The 18,764-nt window shown below is 43.7% G+C and carries 19 protein-coding genes; 15 read left to right on the top strand and 4 right to left on the bottom strand.

Annotation, left to right across the window (positions count from 1 at the left end):
* Positions 1-8: 8 nt before the first annotated feature.
* A complete protein-coding gene (locus tag MHM98_RS02935; RefSeq protein WP_239437740.1) occupies positions 9-2,351 on the bottom strand; it encodes an alkaline phosphatase D family protein in 2,343 nt (780 codons plus the stop codon).
* 278 nt (positions 2,352-2,629) lie between these two features.
* Here MHM98_RS02935 and MHM98_RS02930 point away from each other — a divergent pair, with 278 nt between their 5' ends.
* The 5 genes from MHM98_RS02930 to hpt all read left to right on the top strand — a co-directional run bounded on the left by MHM98_RS02930 (position 2,630) and on the right by hpt (position 6,965).
* Positions 2,630-2,968 carry a P-II family nitrogen regulator gene (locus tag MHM98_RS02930; protein ID WP_239437739.1) on the top strand — a complete coding sequence of 113 codons (339 nt, stop codon included), beginning with the start codon at positions 2,630-2,632 and terminating at the stop codon, positions 2,966-2,968.
* A 9-nt stretch (positions 2,969-2,977) separates the two neighbouring features.
* Positions 2,978-4,225 carry an ammonium transporter gene (locus MHM98_RS02925; protein WP_239437738.1) on the top strand — a complete coding sequence of 416 codons (1,248 nt, stop codon included), beginning with the start codon at positions 2,978-2,980 and terminating at the stop codon, positions 4,223-4,225.
* A gap of 125 nt (positions 4,226-4,350) precedes the next feature.
* Positions 4,351-5,718 carry a UDP-N-acetylmuramate:L-alanyl-gamma-D-glutamyl-meso-diaminopimelate ligase gene (gene mpl / locus MHM98_RS02920; RefSeq protein WP_239437737.1) on the top strand — a complete coding sequence of 456 codons (1,368 nt, stop codon included), beginning with the start codon at positions 4,351-4,353 and terminating at the stop codon, positions 5,716-5,718.
* Positions 5,718-6,335 carry a flavin prenyltransferase UbiX gene (locus MHM98_RS02915; RefSeq protein ID WP_239437736.1) on the top strand — a complete coding sequence of 206 codons (618 nt, stop codon included), beginning with the start codon at positions 5,718-5,720 and terminating at the stop codon, positions 6,333-6,335. Before mpl ends, MHM98_RS02915 begins: the two co-directional genes overlap by 1 nt.
* Positions 6,336-6,428: 93 nt before the next feature.
* The gene (hpt, locus tag MHM98_RS02910; RefSeq protein WP_275441372.1) at positions 6,429-6,965 is read left to right on the top strand and encodes a hypoxanthine phosphoribosyltransferase; all 537 of its coding nucleotides are present in this window, start codon (positions 6,429-6,431) and stop codon (positions 6,963-6,965) included.
* On the opposite strand, the gene MHM98_RS02905 is transcribed toward hpt, so the two are convergent.
* A complete protein-coding gene (locus tag MHM98_RS02905; protein ID WP_239437735.1) occupies positions 6,962-7,705 on the bottom strand; it encodes a hypothetical protein in 744 nt (247 codons plus the stop codon). The genes hpt and MHM98_RS02905 overlap by 4 nt on opposite strands.
* A 269-nt stretch (positions 7,706-7,974) precedes the next feature.
* On the opposite strand from MHM98_RS02905, the gene MHM98_RS02900 reads away from it, so the two are divergent.
* From MHM98_RS02900 to MHM98_RS02890, 3 genes are read left to right on the top strand one after another with little or no spacing between them, the layout of a single operon-like run.
* Positions 7,975-8,886: an ABC transporter ATP-binding protein gene (locus tag MHM98_RS02900; protein ID WP_239437734.1), complete on the top strand. Its 912-nt coding sequence runs from the start codon at positions 7,975-7,977 to the stop codon at positions 8,884-8,886.
* A gap of 10 nt (positions 8,887-8,896) precedes the next feature.
* Positions 8,897-9,664: an ABC transporter permease gene (locus MHM98_RS02895; RefSeq protein WP_239437733.1), complete on the top strand. Its 768-nt coding sequence runs from the start codon at positions 8,897-8,899 to the stop codon at positions 9,662-9,664.
* Between the two features lie 9 nt (positions 9,665-9,673).
* Positions 9,674-10,336 (top strand): SAM-dependent methyltransferase, encoded by a 663-nt coding sequence (locus MHM98_RS02890; protein ID WP_239437732.1) that lies wholly within the window; start codon positions 9,674-9,676, stop codon positions 10,334-10,336.
* Between the two features lie 242 nt (positions 10,337-10,578).
* Here MHM98_RS02890 and pepB read toward each other — a convergent pair whose 3' ends face one another.
* The gene (pepB, locus tag MHM98_RS02885; protein ID WP_239437731.1) at positions 10,579-11,880 is read right to left on the bottom strand and encodes an aminopeptidase PepB; all 1,302 of its coding nucleotides are present in this window, start codon (positions 11,878-11,880) and stop codon (positions 10,579-10,581) included.
* A 74-nt stretch (positions 11,881-11,954) separates the two neighbouring features.
* On the opposite strand from pepB, the gene MHM98_RS02880 reads away from it, so the two are divergent.
* From MHM98_RS02880 to MHM98_RS02850, 7 genes are all read left to right on the top strand, one after another.
* Positions 11,955-12,509 (top strand): PH domain-containing protein, encoded by a 555-nt coding sequence (locus tag MHM98_RS02880; protein WP_239437730.1) that lies wholly within the window; start codon positions 11,955-11,957, stop codon positions 12,507-12,509.
* On the top strand, positions 12,502-14,022 hold the full coding sequence (locus tag MHM98_RS02875; RefSeq protein WP_239437729.1) for a PH domain-containing protein: 1,521 nt from the start codon (positions 12,502-12,504) through the stop codon (positions 14,020-14,022). Before MHM98_RS02880 ends, MHM98_RS02875 begins: the two co-directional genes overlap by 8 nt.
* A 1-nt stretch (position 14,023) precedes the next feature.
* A complete protein-coding gene (sfsA, locus tag MHM98_RS02870; protein WP_239437728.1) occupies positions 14,024-14,734 on the top strand; it encodes a DNA/RNA nuclease SfsA in 711 nt (236 codons plus the stop codon).
* Between the two features lie 198 nt (positions 14,735-14,932).
* Entirely contained in the window at positions 14,933-15,379 is a 447-nt protein-coding gene (gene dksA, locus MHM98_RS02865; protein ID WP_239437727.1) for an RNA polymerase-binding protein DksA, read from the top strand.
* 72 nt (positions 15,380-15,451) lie between these two features.
* Positions 15,452-16,345, top strand: coding sequence for a tRNA glutamyl-Q(34) synthetase GluQRS (gluQRS, locus tag MHM98_RS02860; protein ID WP_239437725.1), 894 nt, complete (start codon positions 15,452-15,454; stop codon positions 16,343-16,345).
* Positions 16,346-16,415: 70 nt separating this feature from the next.
* Positions 16,416-16,847, top strand: a complete 432-nt coding sequence (locus tag MHM98_RS02855; RefSeq protein WP_239437723.1) for a hypothetical protein — start codon at positions 16,416-16,418, stop codon at positions 16,845-16,847.
* A 77-nt stretch (positions 16,848-16,924) separates the two neighbouring features.
* The gene (locus MHM98_RS02850; RefSeq protein ID WP_239437721.1) at positions 16,925-17,557 is read left to right on the top strand and encodes an MBL fold metallo-hydrolase; all 633 of its coding nucleotides are present in this window, start codon (positions 16,925-16,927) and stop codon (positions 17,555-17,557) included.
* Positions 17,558-17,622: 65 nt separating this feature from the next.
* Here the strand turns inward: MHM98_RS02850 and MHM98_RS02845 are convergent, their stop codons facing one another.
* The gene (locus MHM98_RS02845; RefSeq protein WP_239437720.1) at positions 17,623-18,699 is read right to left on the bottom strand and encodes an FAD-dependent oxidoreductase; all 1,077 of its coding nucleotides are present in this window, start codon (positions 18,697-18,699) and stop codon (positions 17,623-17,625) included.
* Between the last annotated feature and the right edge of the window lie 65 nt (positions 18,700-18,764).

The following is an 18,764-nucleotide window of genomic DNA, read 5'->3' as shown; positions in this document are numbered from 1 at the left end:
TACTTTAACTAAACTGGATTTTTAGTGACAGTACTTTCTACTTCAACTGCCTCTAAAAATGTTTCGCGATTATCGTAGAAGCTTGTGGTGATGTAGTTAGTATCGCCGTCCTGTGTCGGGAATTGGTGTAAATCTACTGTAAAGGTATCACTTGTCGCTGTAACGATTCCAACACCGTGTTTCCACAGCTCTGATGACGATATGGTTGTCGGAACGTCATCACGCGTCGTAGCTGTTTTGGTTAATAGATTAAAGAACGGATTTAATGCCGCAAAGGTTTCCGCTGATTCAGGCGATAATGAAGTCGCTAATCCCGCTAACGCATCTGCGATAAAGCTACCCTGAGTGCCTGATGAGATGGAAGATGCTGTGTAGTTAGTGCCTCGTAGCCCTGTGACACTGCTCGGGGCTTGAGTTGCGACGAAACTAGCGTGCACATCCCCAGACAGCGTAATCACGCCTGCTGCACTTAGAAGATCATTAATAAGCTTGGCTTTCGCCTGCGGGAAGCCGTCCCAATGATCGACGTTTACGTAGAAACGATTTTTGAATAGATCTGGGATTGCATCTGAGTCGAACATGCCTTCAAGCTGAGGAACGCCTGTTGACACGCGATCACTACTTAAATCGAAAATCAGTGGTGCAAATGATACTGAGCTGCCCATAATTTTCCATGTTGCCGTCGACGTCATTACTTCCTGACTTAACCATGCAGTTTGCTTGTCACCGAAAGCATTTTGCGATGCTGGATCAAGTGAAGCTTTGTAGCCCGCGTACAGATCAAACACGTCTTTGATGACCATGTAGCGGCTGCCTAGTTTTGAGAACAGCGATGCTTTACCTAAGGTCATGTAGGCAATACCGCGCTCTAAACCATCACTACTTAACACATCGATGTTGTAAATCGCTTTGAGTGATGCAGGAAGTTGTTTAATGATTTCATTGAGGTAATCAACGACTAACTTACCAGTAACTACTTTGCTGGCCATTGCAGCGCCTTTAGTTGCGGCTGTTTGCTCATCATCGCCAACAATTGACATGTAATCAGCTTTATATAATCCAGCAACAACATCGGTAAGCACGTTCTTAAGGACATTATGCTCTGGTGCATCGATATCAACATAAGCCATAAAAGTGGCTTTAACAAATGCGTTAGCGTTTGCTAATGGAATGCTTTTCGCTTGGGCAATGACCGCCGATGTTGTCGCTTCATCCATAACCACAGTGCCTGGGAAAGCGTCTTCAGGGATCAGGTGATCTGGGCGATGAGTTCTAAAGTCGGTCATTAACAGTTTTACGTGTTTACCAAATTCAAAGTCGCGGTAAATGGTTGTATTCGGGAATAGGTGGTCTTCGCTAATTGCTAATTCGCCGTTGCCTAAATCGATGCTCTTATCGCTGGCGTGCTCATGATCAATTGGCATGTATTCAAAGTAAACGCGCTCTGAATTTTGTTTGCGAACTAAGTTTTTCTCATCAGCTGCGCCATCTAATGACGTTGCAACATTTTGCCAGCTATCGTCACTAAATTCGTGATCATCCCAAATGGCAATCATTGGGAAGTTTTCGTGTACTTCACGTAGTACTTCATCGCTGCGATAAGTTTTGTATAGTTCACGATAATTCGAAATGCTTTGCGCTGAGTAATAGGCTTTATCACCCTGACCAATCTTAATTGCGCCGTCGGTATCGGTGAATGACACTGAGCGACCATCGACATTTTGGAATTCAGGATCGCCAGTTGTTTCGTAAATGTAGTCACCTAAGTGAACGATGAAATCTAGCTCTGGCTGGTTGAGAATAGATAGGTAGGCATTGTAGTAACGGCCTACATAGTCTTGACAACTTACGAAGGCAAATTTAACCGCTTGATCGGCGCTGGCTTCAGGCGCGGTTTTAGTGCGGCCAACGTTAGTCACGTATTGAATATCGTCATTAATGTACACGAAGCGGTAGTAATACGTGGTGTATGGGTCTAAATCTGTGACACGTACTTTCAAACAATGGTCATTGTCTTTGTACGCGTTAAGCATTTCATCGACGCGCACGTCGGTAAACTCTTTGTCAGTGGCAACTTGCAATTGCACTTTTATGTCATCTGCTGCGCTGTCTTCTACGCGTGTCCATAAAATCACACTGCTAGGTTTAGGATCCCCCGACATTAATGATTGCGGGAAAAATTTCGCGCTAGGTTGTAGGCCTGTTGGTTTTGGCGTTGGTGTCGGAGTTGGTGCTGGCGTTGGTGTCACTGAGGTGTTTGACGAACCGCCACAACCAGCAAGACCACCTAGAGCAACTGCAGAAGCACTGACCACAATGGTGGACAGGAATTTACGGCGTGTATAACTCATTACTAAAATCCTTTGTCTTTATTATTTTTGTTTAAATTGTTCAATCGAGTTTATGTCTTGGTTTAGCACTTTAAAAGGGATTTTTGAAGATATTAAGACAAAGTTCGAATTTGGCGCAAAAGGTAAAATCAACGCACCAATTTGGTGCGAAAGTTAAGGGCTATTATGAGTTAATCTTGGTTAATTATCTTTGGTAACAACAAGTTACTAACTTGGTACGGCTCTTGTTATTCGTTGGTTAGCTAAACAATTTATTTTTAAAACTATAAGGGCTAACTATGAAACTGATAACTGCCATCATTAAGCCATTTAAGCTAGATGATGTGAGAAACGCGATTAGCGAAGCGGGCATCGAGGGATTAACGGTGTCTGAAGTAAGGGGCTTTGGTCGCCAGAAAGGACATACCGAATTATATCGCGGCGCGGAATACCAAGTAGATTTCCTCCCGAAAATGAAGCTAGAAATTGGCTGCGATGACAACGATGTTGATCGTGTAGTTGAAGCCATTTGCAGTGCTGCACATACCGGAAAAATCGGCGACGGCAAAATCTTTGTCACCAACCTCGAACAATCAATCCGTATTAGAACCAGTGAAACTGGCGTAGACGCGCTGTAAGGAGTCATGATGGAAGAGTTAACAAAAATGGGTGCAACGGTTACCGAATTGCGCTTCGCATTAGATACATTTTATTTCTTAATCTCGGGGGTGTTAGTCATGTGGATGGCTGCGGGTTTTGCCATGCTAGAAGCAGGCTTAGTGCGCTCTAAAAATACCACAGAGATTTTAACCAAAAACATTTGTTTATATGCCATTGCTTGTACCATGTTTCTATTGGTGGGTTACAACATTATGTACGTTGATAATGCTGAAGGTGGCTGGCTACCAACATTATCTACGTTTATTGGCACGCAGGCTGATGGCGCGGATCACGCACTAGAGTCAGACTTCTTTTTCCAAGTTGTTTTTGTGGCAACGGCAATGTCGATTGTTTCTGGCGCGGTGGCTGAGCGTATGAAGTTGTGGGCATTTTTAATTTTCACTGTGGTACTGACAGGCTTTATCTACCCAGTAGAAGGCTTCTGGACTTGGGGTGGTGGTTTCGTGTCTAAACTTGGCTTCGTTGATTTTGCTGGCTCAGGTATTGTCCACATGGCTGGTGCAGCTGCCGCTGTAGCTGGTGTGTTATTACTCGGCGCTCGTAAAGGTAAGTATGGTCCAAACGGCCAAGTAAACCCGATCCCTGGTTCTAACTTACCAATGGCTACTCTTGGTACCTTTATCTTATGGATGGGCTGGTTCGGTTTTAACGGTGGCTCTCAATTATTAGTCTCGGATGCGGAAAATGCGTCATCTGTAGCGAAGATCTTCGTTAACACGAATAGCGCGGCAGCGTTAGGCGCAATCAGTGCATTAATCGTGTGTCGTATTTTATGGGGCAAGGCTGATTTAACCATGATCCTCAATGGCGCATTAGCCGGTCTGGTGGCTATTACGGCTGATCCGCTATCTCCTTCATTACCTGTTGCAGCATTGATTGGCTTACTTGCTGGTGGCTTAGTGGTGTTCTCAATCGTAATGCTCGACAAAATTTGTTTCGATGACCCTGTTGGTGCTGTCTCTGTCCACGGTGTTGCTGGTTTGTTTGGCTTAATGTTAGTGCCATTTAGCAACAGTGATGCAACCTTTAGCGGCCAATTGTTAGGCGCCGCGATTATCTTCGCTTGGGTATTTAGCACCAGTTTTGTAGTGTGGTTAGTACTTAAGAAAACCATGGGTATTCGAGTTAGTGAAGAAGAAGAGTATTTAGGCATGGACGTGGCCGATTGTGGCATCGATGCCTATCCAGAGTTTGTGACTGTTAAAGGAAGTTAACTTCTTATTCAGTCACTACCTATAAGATATGAAGCCCGCATTTGATGCGGGCTTTTTTATTTTTGCTGATTATCAAACGCTCCCTTGTTATGATGCGCCTTAATGATTGTTATGATTAAATTTCTATGAAACACATCCACATTTTAGGTATTTGCGGCACCTTTATGGGCGGCATTGCTATTTTAGCCCGTGAATTGGGCTTTAAAGTCACAGGTAGTGACGCCAACGTTTATCCACCAATGAGCACTCAGCTTGAGCAAAGCGGTATTGAATTAATTGAAGGTTATGATCCTAGTCAGTTAGAGCCTGCTCCTGATCTAGTTGTGGTTGGCAATGCCATGAGTCGCGGCAACCCTTGTGTTGAGTTTATGCTCGATCGCAACATTCCTTATACGTCGGGACCACAATGGTTACTTGAAAACCTATTAAAAGATCGCTGGGTGATTGCGCTTTCTGGCACCCATGGCAAAACGACGACCGCCAGTATGGTGGCATGGATTTTAGAAGATAACGATCAACGCCCTGGTTTTCTGATCGGTGGTGTGCCGCAGTGTCTAGGCGTGTCAGCGAAACTTGGCGAAGCGCCATTTTTTGTGGTTGAAGCTGATGAATACGATAGCGCGTTTTTCGATAAGCGCTCTAAGTTTGTTCACTATCGTCCCCGTACGCTGGTGATTAACAATTTAGAATTTGATCACGCCGATATCTTCCCTGATTTAGCGGCGATCCAGCGTCAGTTCCATCATTTGATTCGCATGGTGCCTTCCAATGGCTTGGTGATTTCGCCAACGGAGACAAAATCATCTGAAGAAGTACTCGCCATGGGCTGTTGGAGTGAAACTCAAACCATGGGACACAATGGTGACTGGTCTTATGAACTACTTAACTCTGATGGTTCAAGTTTTAAAGTGTGCTATCAAGGAAAATTTGTTGGTCAGCTTGACTGGGATCTCATTGGTAAGCACAACGTCCAAAATGCGATGATGGCGATTGCCGCTGCGCGTCATGTTGGGATGAGTACTGGGCAGGCGATTGATTCACTGTCACGCTTTGTTAATGCTAAACGTCGTCTTGAAACACGCGGTGTGGTTAATAAGGTGACGGTTTATGATGATTTTGCTCATCACCCAACGGCTATTCACACCACGCTGGAAGGTTTGCGTGCCAAGGTTGGACAGCAGCGAATTATTGCGATTTTAGAGCCTCGCTCAAATACAATGAAGCAGGGCGTTCATCAAGATACCTTGTTTAATTCCATGAGCGAAGCAGATGCAATTTTCTTATATCAGCCAAGTGATATTGGGTGGGATATGCGCGATATGGTCACTGACAACGCGCCAATGACAGTTATTGAGAGTGATCTTGAGAAATTGGTCGAGCGTATTGTTGAGCTTGCTGAGCCAAATGACCATTTACTTGTGATGAGTAATGGTGGCTTTGGTGGCATTCATCAAAAACTACTCGATAGACTTGCCCTCAAGGAGACTGTCTAATGGCAAACTTTGACCGCCGAATTACTCTCGCCCTCACAGGTGCATCGGGCGCGCCTTATGGTTTGCGCTTGCTGCAGCAGTTGTTAGCAGCCAATAGTCAGGTGTATTTATTATTGTCTGATGCGGCGAAAATTGTGTTGGCTACCGAAGCAGACTTAGCCATTCCACAAGAGCATAAAGCAGCGCAAGACTTTTTAAATCAGCATTTTGCTGCCAAAGATTCACAAATACAGTTGCTTGAAAAAAGCGATTGGTTTAGCGCGCCAGCGTCAGGTTCATCATCGCCAAAACAAATGGTGATTTGCCCGTGTTCGATGGGGACGCTGTCGGCGATTAGCCACGGTGCGAGCAATAATTTAATTGAACGTGCCGCCGATGTGGTAATGAAAGAGCGTGGTCAGCTGTTGATTGCTTGGCGCGAAAGCCCACTATCGACATTGCATTTAGAAAACATGGTGAGCTTATCCCGCCTTGGCGTTACCTTGATGCCACTTGCTCCCGGTTTCTATCATAAGCCGCAGACACTAGAAGAGATTATCGATTTTATGGTGGCGCGCATTCTCGATCATCTTAATATCGAGCAGACATTAGTATTGCCGTGGATGCACGAAAAATAGAGTGTGATCACGATCACAACTGTGTGTTGGCTATTAGCGTTGTCAGACGTTAATAGCTAGGATCGCCTTGTCTAAAACTCCCTAGGAACCATGATGATTAAACACACTACCGAAGTGATGATCTCTAAAGAAGAAATTGCTGATAAAGTTGCACAGCTTGGCAAGCAAATCGAAGCTCACTATAAAGATTCTGAAAACCTATTAATGGTAGCCTTATTACGCGGTTCAGTGGTGTTTTTAGCTGACTTGAGTCGTGCTGTTGATTTACCGTTATCAATGGATTTCATGACGGTGTCGAGCTATGGCTCTAGCATGGAAAGTACGCGTGATGTGAAGATCTTAAAAGATTTGACTGAAAGCATTAAAGGCCGTGACGTTATTATCGTTGAAGATATTATTGATACGGGTAACACGCTGTCTAAGGTCGTGGAAATTTTAACGCTTCGTGAGCCTAAATCACTAACTTTATGTACTTTACTTGATAAGCCATCACGCCGTGAAGTTGAAGTAGACGTCGATTGGATTGGCTTTAGCATTCCTGATGAATTCGTGGTTGGTTATGGTATTGATTACGCTGAAAAATACCGTAACTTACCACACGTTGCCAAGGTTATTCCATTAGAAGACTAGTGATGCTGGTGGGTTAATGGCAGCGCCATTGACCGCTTTTCGATAGCCGCGGTAATTTGTGGAATTAAATGCGCGTGTTTCTTGTGTAGGTAATGTATCAAGTTGATATGTTTCAGCATCGGAGATACGCGTTTTATTTTTGTATCTTTAAAATGCTTGGCGATTATTTCATTAGCCCGTTCCTCGGTACTAATCACATAATCCACTCGTCCTAATGTTAGTAGTTTGAATTTCTTTTCTGTGCCGCCAACGCGTGACACATAACGGGGAAACTGACTGACAAATTTCTCTTCCCATTGCACTCCGCGATGCATGCCTACCGTAAACCGCAAGATATCTGCCGGGTGTTTAAAGTCAGTTTTGCCCTCAATGGTGTAAGCGTAGGCTGACATTTGATACAGGGTTATTGGAATGGGGATTAAATTGTCGTAATTTTCTTCTATTCCTTCCACACGTAACAGTTCACCGTCTAGTTGGCCTTGATTACTAAAGGTTAATGAGCGCTTTGACGGTAAGCTGGTTACTGATAACTCGATGCCTAATTCTCGATAAATCGGTGACAGAAAATTAAATACGTGTTGTTGAATTTCACTGGTTTTGATTTGCCCAAGCACGATCTTTTGGGGAATAGCTGGCGATTGAACCTTACTTGCAATGATATGATTTGGTGAGGAAGTGAAGGCAAAACTCGATTGAATGAAAAGACTGCTAATCAATACAAACACGTAGATTAATTTCATTCAATATTGCTCCAATGCTCGTCATTTTAAGACGCGACTTCAATCCAAGAGCTTTATTTTAGACAAATGATGACAGAAAAAAAATGTTTCACATCGACTTTTCTACGATTGTAATAAAAATGTCATAAAACCCTTTGCGCTCTTTGTTAGTGCCTTTGTGATTTTTACCTGATCATTTACTGTTGCTTTCACGTATAATGTCGCCAAATTTCAATCCCTATTTCATAAATAATAGGGCTTCTCAATTAGAGTACCTCAACAGGACATTCATGAGCGCATTACGAATAAAAGGCCTCACTAAAACCTATCGCGGTGGTGTGCAGGCGCTAAAAGGTATTGATTTAACGGTAGAGCAGGGGGATTTTTATGCCTTGCTAGGGCCAAATGGCGCGGGAAAATCAACGACTATTGGCATCATTTCATCGCTGGTTAATAAAACTGACGGTGAAGTAGAAGTATTTGGCCACAATCTCGAAACAGAGTTAGTAAAAGCTAAACAGCAGATCGGTTTGGTACCCCAAGAGTTTAACTTTAACCAGTTTGAAACCGTTTTACAGGTGGTGATGAATCAAGCGGGGTATTATGGTGTGACACGAAAATTGGCGCTTGAACGCGCTGAAAAATACTTAACTGAATTAGATTTATGGGAAAAGCGCAATGCGCGCTCTCGTGAATTGTCTGGTGGTATGAAGCGCCGTTTAATGATTGCCCGTGCGTTAATGCATGAGCCGCGTTTACTTATTTTAGATGAGCCAACCGCTGGGGTTGATATTGAGTTAAGACGTTCGATGTGGGACTTTTTGCAAAAGCTCAATCGCGATGGTGTGACTATTATTCTAACCACCCACTATCTCGAAGAAGCGGAATCATTATGTCGTAACATCGGTATTATCGATCACGGCACCATAGTACAGAATACGACAATGAAGGCCTTGTTATCACAGCTCAATATCGAAACCTTCGTTCTTGATATCAAGCAGATTGACGGTGAGGTGAATATTGAAGGCTTTGAAACTCGTTTGCTTGATGATCACACCCTTGAGGTGGATGTTGAGCAAGGCCATGAGCTTAATTCTTTATTTGCCAAACTATCTAGCGCCAACATCAGTGTGCTGAGTATGCGCAACAAAGCTAACCGTCTCGAAGAGCTATTTCTTCGTTTAGTTAACCAAACGCGCTAGGAGTTTTAACGTGTCTGCTAATTTTATCGCGCTTTCAAGTTTACTGCGCAAAGAAACTAATCGCTTTACTCGCATTTGGCTGCAAACGCTAGTGCCGCCAGCGATTACTATGAGCCTGTATTTTGTGATTTTTGGAACGCTTATCGGTGAGCGTATCGGCACTATGTCAGGCTTTAGTTATATGGAATTTATTGTGCCGGGCCTTATTATGATGTCGGTTATTACCAACTCATATTCCAATGTCGCCTCGTCATTTTTCAGCTCTAAATTCCAACGTAATGTCGAAGAGTTATTAGTGTCACCTGTGCCAACGTGGATTATTATTGCCGGTTATGTTGGCGGTGGTGTCGCACGTGGTCTTTTGGTTGGCTGTATTGTCACTGTATTGTCGCTGTACTTTGTCGACCTAAACATCGCTAACTTTGGTGTGCTGGTGGTGAGTGTATTATTCACCTCAATCTTGTTTTCACTAGGTGGTTTAATTAACGCTATTATGGCCAAGAGCTATGACGATATCAGCATTATTCCCAACTTTGTATTAACACCTTTGACCTACTTGGGTGGTGTATTCTACTCATTGACGTTATTACCAGAATTTTGGCAAGGCGTATCTAAAGCGAACCCAATTGTGTACATGATTAACACCTTCCGTTATGGATTCTTAGGCGTTACTGATATTCCGCTGTTGTATTCATTTTCTATTATTTTCGCTTTTGTTGCCGTGTTGTTTTCTATTGCTTACTGGATGATTTCACGTGGCTACGGTCTGCGTTCGTAGGGAATTGATATGTCATTTGCAAATTCTCATGAAATCGTCACCAATCAAGATGGGCTTAATGAAAACCTGACGGAAATCGTTAATAAGCACATTAAGCACGAATTTAAAAAACCTTATCATCCGCGTTCTATCGAAGGCTTTAAACAGGTAGAGCAAGCGATTAGCGCGGCTGGAAAACCGGTGATTTTTGATTCGTGTTGCGGCGTTGGTGATAGCACTATAAATATTGCTAAATCACATCCCGATCACTTTGTTATTGGAATGGATAAATCAGGCCATCGGCTAAGTAAAAATGAAGCCTATGAGCAACACGGGGTAGATAACTTTATGTTGCTACGTACGGATCTTAATGATTTCTGGCGCTTAGCCGTTGATGCTCAGTTAGAGATTGTTAAGCACTTTATTCTCTATCCAAACCCGTGGCCAAAGGCGAAGCATATTCAGCGCCGTTGGCATGGTAGTGCTGTGTTTCCGGCAATTGTCGCGTTAGGCGGTGAGCTTGAAATGCGCAGTAACTGGCGCTTGTATCTAGACGAGTTTGCTCAAGCGCTGAGTATTGCTGGTAAATCAGCAACCGTGAATGAGTTTTCACCACAACCGAGCATCACGCCATTTGAACGAAAATATCAGGCCAGTGGTCAGGCGCTTTATCGCTTAACCGCCAGTTTGTAGCAGCGAACTATAGTCAATAAAAAACCTCAATAACACCAGCGTGTTAATGAGGTTTTTTGTTTATAGCCACGGCACGAGCATTATAATTTAGATGTCGATGCATCTTACGCAAATCCGCCGTGAAAACATCCTTGTTGGCTCAATTTTTCATCCTTGAAAAATAATATTTGCTCCACATACATCAACATCTATCGCGTTTTAGCGCTAAACGTTAAAACAATTCAGCCGAGGGTTAAGAGCACTTAGGCTTCTTCTAGCAATACTTTAGCGATGGTTTCGATGCCTAAGCCCGTTGCACCCGGTGACCATTTAGCGTTGCCGTTGTCTTGGAAACAAGCGGCTAAATCAAAGTGGAGCCAGCCACGGCCGTTGTTTGGCACAAAGCGCGCTAAAAAACCTGCGGCATTACTTGCGCCTGGTACGCCCATTTTACTCGCGCCTGTATTAGCGGTATCAGCATAGTGAGAAGGGCACTCATGCATATGAAACGGCGCTAATGGCAGACGCCAGTTCATTTCACCAACGCTATCGCCGTGAGCTAACGCGCGGTTGGCGAGTGCATCGTCCATAGAAAATACCGCGTTGTATTGCGTACCGACGGCCGTTAATGCCGCGCCCGTTAGGGTTGCTGCGTCAATAATCAGTGGTGCGCCACTTTCGCCTGCCACCATTAAGCCATCGGCTAGTACTAGACGGCCTTCGGCGTCGGTATTTAAAATTTCAACGGTAGTGCCGTTTTTGTAGGTAAGAATGTCGCCAAGTTTGTAGGCTTCACCGTTGATAAGGTTTTCTGCACAACACAGGATTAGTTGCACGCGCTTGTTCAAGCCTTGGCTAATGGCCAATGATAGAGCGCCTGTCACTGTTGCCGCACCGCCCATATCACACTTCATGGTCATCATGCCTGGGCCACTTTTGATGGTGTAACCACCGCTGTCAAAGGTAATGCCTTTACCCACTAGCGCTGCGGCAACTGGCGCATTGACATCATTGGTTGGGTTGTAATCGAGTATCAGCATTGCTGGAACACGTTTGCTGGCACGACCAACGGTGTGAACGCCAATCCAGCCTTGTTCTAATAGTTCATCGCCTTTGATAACTTGTGCTGTGACTTTATCACCGCCAACACGTTTGATTTCAGCGATGGCGCTATCAATTAATGACTCTGGGTAAATATCTTCCGGCGCGCCATTGATGGCGGCTACTGCCCAGTCGCGAGAAGCCGAGCGCGCTTGTAGAATAGTTAATTCGCTTTCAGGTGTGTTGGTTGCCCATTGCAGTGCAGATTCACCTTTTGAAACACTAAATCCTTTGGCAAAAGCCCACTGCTGAGGTAGCGTCCAGTTATCGCCAGTTAATGCAACGTCATTAATACCTTGTGTTTGCAGGCGGCGCGCAGCGCGTTGAATTAGCTCTAGTTGATTTGCGTCATCGCCAATTGCGTGAATAGTCATTGCATCGCCATCACTCGTTAATAGGGCATTAGCGCCCCATTTGGCATTGGCGGCAGTATTTGAAAGTAAAATAGAGAGTGTCGCACTCATGGAATATATCCTGCTGAATTTGGTGGAATTATCCTTTATAGTGTGGGCGAATCTCCCAATTACAAGGTTTAACCATGGAACAAGTTACTCAGCAATCTAATTTTTCTAATGAAGTGTTAGATAGCAGTCAATTAACGCCGTATCACGCGCAAGAAAAAATCGCGTTAGAGCCTGCGCATATTAAGGCGAATAATATTTTAAGAGTTGCGTTTTTTGGTTTGGTGATGTTAATTGTGGCGGTAATCAAATGGCAAACATTCTCGCCGTTATCGCAAAATGCATCACAGGTGTTTAGCATAATTTTGGCAGTAGTTGGCGGTATCAGTGTCCTAGCCATTGTCATGGGGTATTTATATGACATTAATATGGCTTACACCCTGCGAGAGCACGACATTAGCCGCTATTCAGGGGTGATTTTCAAGAAGGTAACTATCCAGCCGTTTCTACGTATTCAACACGTGGAGTTAAAGCGCGGTCCAATTGAGCGCAAGTTGGATTTAGCCACTATTCAAGTGTTTAGTGCAGGCGGCGCGATGCATACCTTTGAGCTACCGGGGCTGACTCACGACACGGCACTGAAAATGCGTCAATACATTTTAGAGCATAAGGATATGACGAGTCATGGATAACTGGCAACGCGTTTCCAAAGTATCTATTGTCGATTTTTTTGTCAAAAATCTGATCCAATTAGTGTCGGCGTCAATTTATGCGATACCTGTTGTCTTTGCGTCTAAGAGTACGCTTAGCGAAAACCTTGACTGGGTTGCGTTAGGTGTTGTTGGGATCCTAACCTTACTCGTCGTAGCGGCTTGCCTACAGTATTACTTTTTCAAATACCGCCTGAAAGGTAACAATATTGAAATCTACTCAGGTGTTATTTTTAAGAAACACTTGGATTTACCATTCACACGCATTCAAAACGTCAAGTTAATTACTCCCGTCTATTTCAGACCGTTTGACTACACCACCATGGAGTTAGATACCGCAGGTAGTGCTAAAAATGAAGCAAAGATTGTTGCAGTGCCCATGGTTAAAGCTAATGCACTAAAGCAGCAAATTTTGGCCTATCAGGCGACTCATGCTGCTGAGACTGAAGAAGTTGTAGAAGACAGCAAAGTGGCAAAAGAGCCTGTGGTAGCAGGTGACGAAGTCTTGCTTAATGAGCGCTCATTGATGGATTTAGTTATTCATGGCTTAACCAATAATCGAGTGCTGATTTTCTTGGCGATGCTAGCGCCAATGGCGGAAACCATTTTTGAATACGCTAGTCAATTACTGCTCAGCGTTGGTTTTGATCTCGATGCATTCTTGAACGCCGAACATCCGTGGTGGCAACTGTCATTGTATTTTATAGCCTCGTTTATTTTGGCGTATATGTTGGTGATGCTGTTATCGATCATCGGCGCGATAATCGCGTTTTATGGTTATAAGTTGACCAAACGCGAGAATAACTATATTCAGCGCAGCGGATTGCTATCTATTCACGAAGTTGTGATGAAAAAGCCGCGTTTACAGATGATAGTGCGTCAGCAAGATTGGCTCGATGTACTCATTAAACGCATTAATCTCAAGTTTGAACAAATTGGTGGTTTAGAGCGTCAAGGACAGAATAACCTGCGAAATAAATTGATGGTGCCATCAATTAAAGAGCATGAGTGTCGTGAGCTTACTGACGAAATGTGGCCGAGTAATAAAGTGATGGATATCTCTTATCAGTCCATAAGTCGTCGTTTTATTTTCCGTACCATGGCCTTATTTGTTGCACCTGTAACTCTTGCTATAAGCACTATCGCGATTGTTAACGATGTGTGGCCGTTGTTGTCACTTGCGGCGATCTTTTTTAGTGTGGCTAGCGTACTGACTTGGTGTCGTTGGAAGCGCTGGGGTTATGCGATGGATGATGAATATGTCTATGTGCGCAAGGGGCTACTTGGGGTTAACTATTACTGTTTTACCATCGAAAAAACGCAAATGGTTAAGTTTAAACAGAGCGTATTTTTACGCCGTCATACCTTGTGTCACGTTAACTTTGTAACCGCCGCGAGTTCTTTAACCATTCCATTTATACCTCAAGATACAGGCTGGAATATGATGGCCAAGAGCCTTTATCAAGTTGAATCACTTAAAAAGAATTGGATGTAATATGCAGTTTGAACAGCCATTAAAAAAGGCAAAACTCATCAAGCGTTATAAGCGCTTTCTCGCTGATGTTATTTTAGAAGATGACAGCGAAACCACCATGCATGTGGCTAATACAGGTGCGATGACTGGTTGCGCTGAGCCTAATGATTGGGTGTGGTATAGCACTTCTCCCAATCCGAAGCGCAAATATCCTTTTAGTTGGGAATTAACCCAAACACAAGCAGGTCATTTTATATGTGTTAATACTATTCGCGCTAATTCCTTAGCGGAAGAAGGAATTAATGCTGGGGTAATTAGTGAACTAAGCGATTATCAAACCCTCACTCGCGAAGTAAAATACGGTGAAGAAAATAGCAAGATTGATGTTTTATTGAGCGATAACAATAAGGTAGATTGCTTTGTTGAGGTAAAAAGCGTTACTTTATACAGAGGTGATGGCCAAGGTGCTTTTCCTGATGCAGTAACAACGCGAGGACAAAAGCATTTGCGAGAGCTGATGTCGATTAAGGCGGCAGGCAATAGAGCAGTATTGTTGTTTGTGGTTTTACACAGTGGTATCGAATCGGTTTCTTGTGCCGGAGATATTGACCCTAAATATGCACAGTTGTTGGAACAAGCAATTGAAAGTGGGGTCGAAGTGTTAGTTTATGGCTGCACAATTTCCAACCATGGATTGGTATTAGATAAGCAATTGCCATTTACGATTGAATAATCTTACTGATTTTTTATTTTATATTTTTTAGGGCTTGAAATTAAATTATTCATCCCCATTTTATTAGCCAGAAAATTTGGGCAGTTAGTAGAGATGTTAACTAGTGATTGCCATAGCAAAATTAATTTGCTATACATAGCGACCCTAAAAACTTAGGGACTCGAAATAGCGAATATTGGCTAGGACAGGAGAGAGAAAATGCCTACAGATAAAGCTAAAAAAATAGGCTTCATGGCGCTAGCAGGACTAGAACCTTATCAGGAAAAACCTGGTGAGGAGTACATGAGTGAAGACCAATTAGAGCATTTCAAAAAGATTCTAGAAGCTTGGCGTACACAGTTACGCGAAGAAGTTGACCGCACTGTACATCACATGCAAGACGAAGCGGCAAATTTCCCAGATCCAGTGGATCGCGCAGCACAAGAAGAAGAATTCGCATTAGAGCTTCGTACTCGTGACCGTGAGCGTAAACTGATTAAGAAAATCGAGAAGACATTAGCCCTTATCGAAGAAGACGATTTCGGTTTCTGTAAAACCTGTGGTATCGAAATTGGTATTCGCCGTCTTGAGGCGCGTCCAACGGCAGATCAGTGTATCGATTGTAAAACACTCTCGGAAATTAAAGAACGCCAAATGGCGGGCTAAACTTTCAAACAAAACGGTGCTTAGGCACCGTTTTTTGTCTCTTCATTTTAAATCCCATTTAACAACTCAGTTATGACTCAATACCGTGGACGCTTCGCGCCATCCCCATCCGGCGACTTACATTTTGGCTCGTTAGTGGCTGCGCTTGGTAGTTATCTCGATGCCAAGGCAAACCATGGACAATGGTTAGTGCGAATGGAAGATATTGATCCGCCGCGTGAAGTGGCTGGTGCGGCTGAGGCTATCTTGCGTACACTCGAAGCCTTCGAGTTGCATTGGGATGGTGAGGTTGCCTATCAGAGTCAGCGTCATGATTTTTATCAACATCATCTCGATAGGCTAATACAAGATGGTTTCTGTTACGGCTGTGACTGCACTCGCAAGATGATTATGAGTGGTGGAGGTTTGTATCAAGGTACCTGTCAGCATAAATCAAAAAGTGAGTTAGCTACGCCTCATTCACTACGCTTTGTTAATAACAATGGCGTCAGTAGTTTTGAAGATCGTCTGCTCGGTAAAATTTCGGTAGAAGGTGAGTTTGCTAACGAAGATTTTATCTTAAAGCGTAAAGACGGTTTGTATGCCTATCAGCTGGTGGTTGTGCTGGACGATATGGAGCAGGGCATTACCGATGTGGTGCGGGGTAGTGATTTACTGGAAGTGACCACAAGACAAATGACCTTGTTCAATCATTTGCAAAAAGGACAATTAAAAGCGGAGCCGATTAATTATCTGCACCTGCCACTAGCCATTACCGATAACGGGCTGAAACTTAGTAAACAAAATCATGCCAAGGCGCTTGATTTAGATGAGCGAAAATCACTGATGCTTAAAGCGCTAGCCTTTTTAGATCAGCGAGTGGAAGATGATTATCGAGATATGTCGTTGCAGCAGCTGTTGCAATTAGCAACCACACAATGGAATATTCATTCGATACCAAAAGAAGCTCAGGTATTTAATTATTAATTAGTCGTTTTGTTAACGATTTTTATAGCGACTATTAATATTTAAGTACCGCATTTAACAGGAGGTAGTTATGCACAGTTATCACGGACATTGCCAATGTGGCGACATCAGCCTTAGTATTAGCCTACCAAAACCACTTGATGTATATGCGCCTAGGCGATGTGATTGCGATTTTTGCACGAGCCGTCAACTAACTTATTTATCAGAGCCTGCAGGTCAATTAGCGCTGTCGGTGGGTGGTGATTACCTTGTGCAGCAACAGGGCAGTGGCCAAGCGCAATTTATTACCTGTAGCAGTTGTGACACCGTAGTGACCGTCGCCCTTGAAACATCGCAAGGCTTAATTGGCGCGCTAAATAGTCAAATGTTAGCTGAGCGTGAGCGATTAGCATCGCCGTTGACGGTATCTCCTAAACTATTAGCCCCGCAAGACAAAGCCCAGCGCTGGCAAGAAAACTGGTTGCCACTGACCATTAATGGTTTAAATAAACTTACCTCATAGAACTTAAAATCTAGTGTTGACCTTAACTATGGTTGAGGTCTTAAGCTCGCCGCATCATTAACTTTCTTGAGGTGGCAATGCACAAACTTTACGACAATCTATGGCAATCAACGCGCTATTCTTCGGGTATGTTAAATACTCATGCTTATCTTCTTCAGCGCAAAAATGGCAATATTCTTTTTTACAATACAGGTGCGGCGGAAGACTTACTGCACATCGAATCTCTGGGCGGTGTTGCGTGGCAGCTTATTACGCACCGCGATGAAGTTGGTGCTTCACAGGCGCGTATTCGTTCGTTATTTGATAATAAGCTGGCCACTAGCGAAATTGAAGCGCCCTATGCGGCGCAGCATAGTGAAGTCGATGTCGCATTCACGCCATTAGATGAATCATTAGAAGATATTCAAGTCATACACACACCAGGACATACCGATGGCAGCGTGTGTTATTTCTATAATCCACCGCATGGTAAATCCTATTTATTTACGGGAGATACACTGGCTTTTACTCATGATGAGTTTTCAACTTTTGTATTAAATAGTTTTGGTGGCACCAATAAAGACATGATAGAGAGCTTACAAAAACTGCGTGAATTAACGCCTGACGTCGTCTTGTGCAGCGGCTTTGTAGGAGAAACTGCTTATCGTGAAGTGACTGTTAGCGAATGGCTCGATGCCATCGATGGCTGCATTGCCAAGCTGCGTGCTTAATCAGTCTCTTGGAGCATGATACAAGATCACGCTTCAAGGTCATGTTAAATTGCTAAGGGTTGAAGCTAAGCGTTTGGTGTGGTGCCAAAGGCTTTGTACATCTTAGATACGAATAAATCTTTTTGTTTGATGTTCACCAAGCCATTCCATGTAGTTACCATAAATGGCAGCTGCACTACACCAGAACGTTGGCCTGTAGGAATCAGTGCCATCAAAGGGTTACGCTTATATGGCTTATGGGATTTATTGCTAAAACTTTTTAGAATGACTTTCGCTAAATAATCGCCTTGTTGCTGTGCTAGATACCCCAGTTTGGCTTCGCCGACATCGGCAATATCACCAAGGGCATAAAAGTTGTCTCGCCCTGTCACTTGCAGGTTAGCATCGACCTTTACAAAGCCTTGTTCATTGAGAATATAAGGTAAGTTTGCCTTTAGAAAATCATTGTTGGGCACTACGCCAACCGCGCTTAAAACAAAGTCGGTATCTATTTCCTGCTGGGTTTGATTGTCGATGTATTGCTCCCCTTGCTGCTCGATGCGTCGTGATAGCAATACATTGACGCCCAAGTCTTGCAGCTGGCTAAGCGCCTTTTGCTGTGCTTTGGGTTTGAAGCCATCTAATAGCGCATCGCTATTATGAGCGAGGGTGACTTTTTTGTTAGGCATGGAATCGGCAATTTCGCCTGCTAGTTCGACACCCACGATACCGCCGCCGATAATCAATATGCTATTGGCCTGTTGTAATTTCTGGTGATAACTAAGCATTTCTTGATTACGTTGTTCGATAGCCAGCGCATTGTTAGATTTTGCGGCGGAAAGTGTCGGGTAGCGAGTACCGCTAGCTATCACAACTTTGTCAAAAGTTATCGTGGTGCCATTATCCAATTGCGCCGAATTCGTATCCAAATACGTTACTGCCGCTTGAATAAAATTGCCCTTGAGAAAACTTTGATAAGTTTTGCGAGGACTATTGTTAGTTTTATGAGGCGCGGCGATATTGCGCAGTGTTGCGAAGGTCACTTCAAAATAATCCTTTTTATCGACCAGCAGTGTATCAATGCCTTTGTTTGCTAGTGCTTGCGCTGTACTTACGCCGGCGAAACCGCCGCCAATAATTAAAACTTGTGTCGTTTGGTTCATCTCTAAATCTCGCTATAGGGTGTTAGGCATTAGCCTACTTTGTTGTGTTTTTGCGGTAAATGAGC

Origin of the sequence: Psychrobium sp. MM17-31 (assembly GCF_022347785.1) — a bacterium.
GTDB lineage: Bacteria > Pseudomonadota > Gammaproteobacteria > Enterobacterales > Psychrobiaceae > Psychrobium.
Note: the sequence above shows the minus strand (reverse complement) of the source record. Positions and strands in the feature narration are given on the sequence as shown.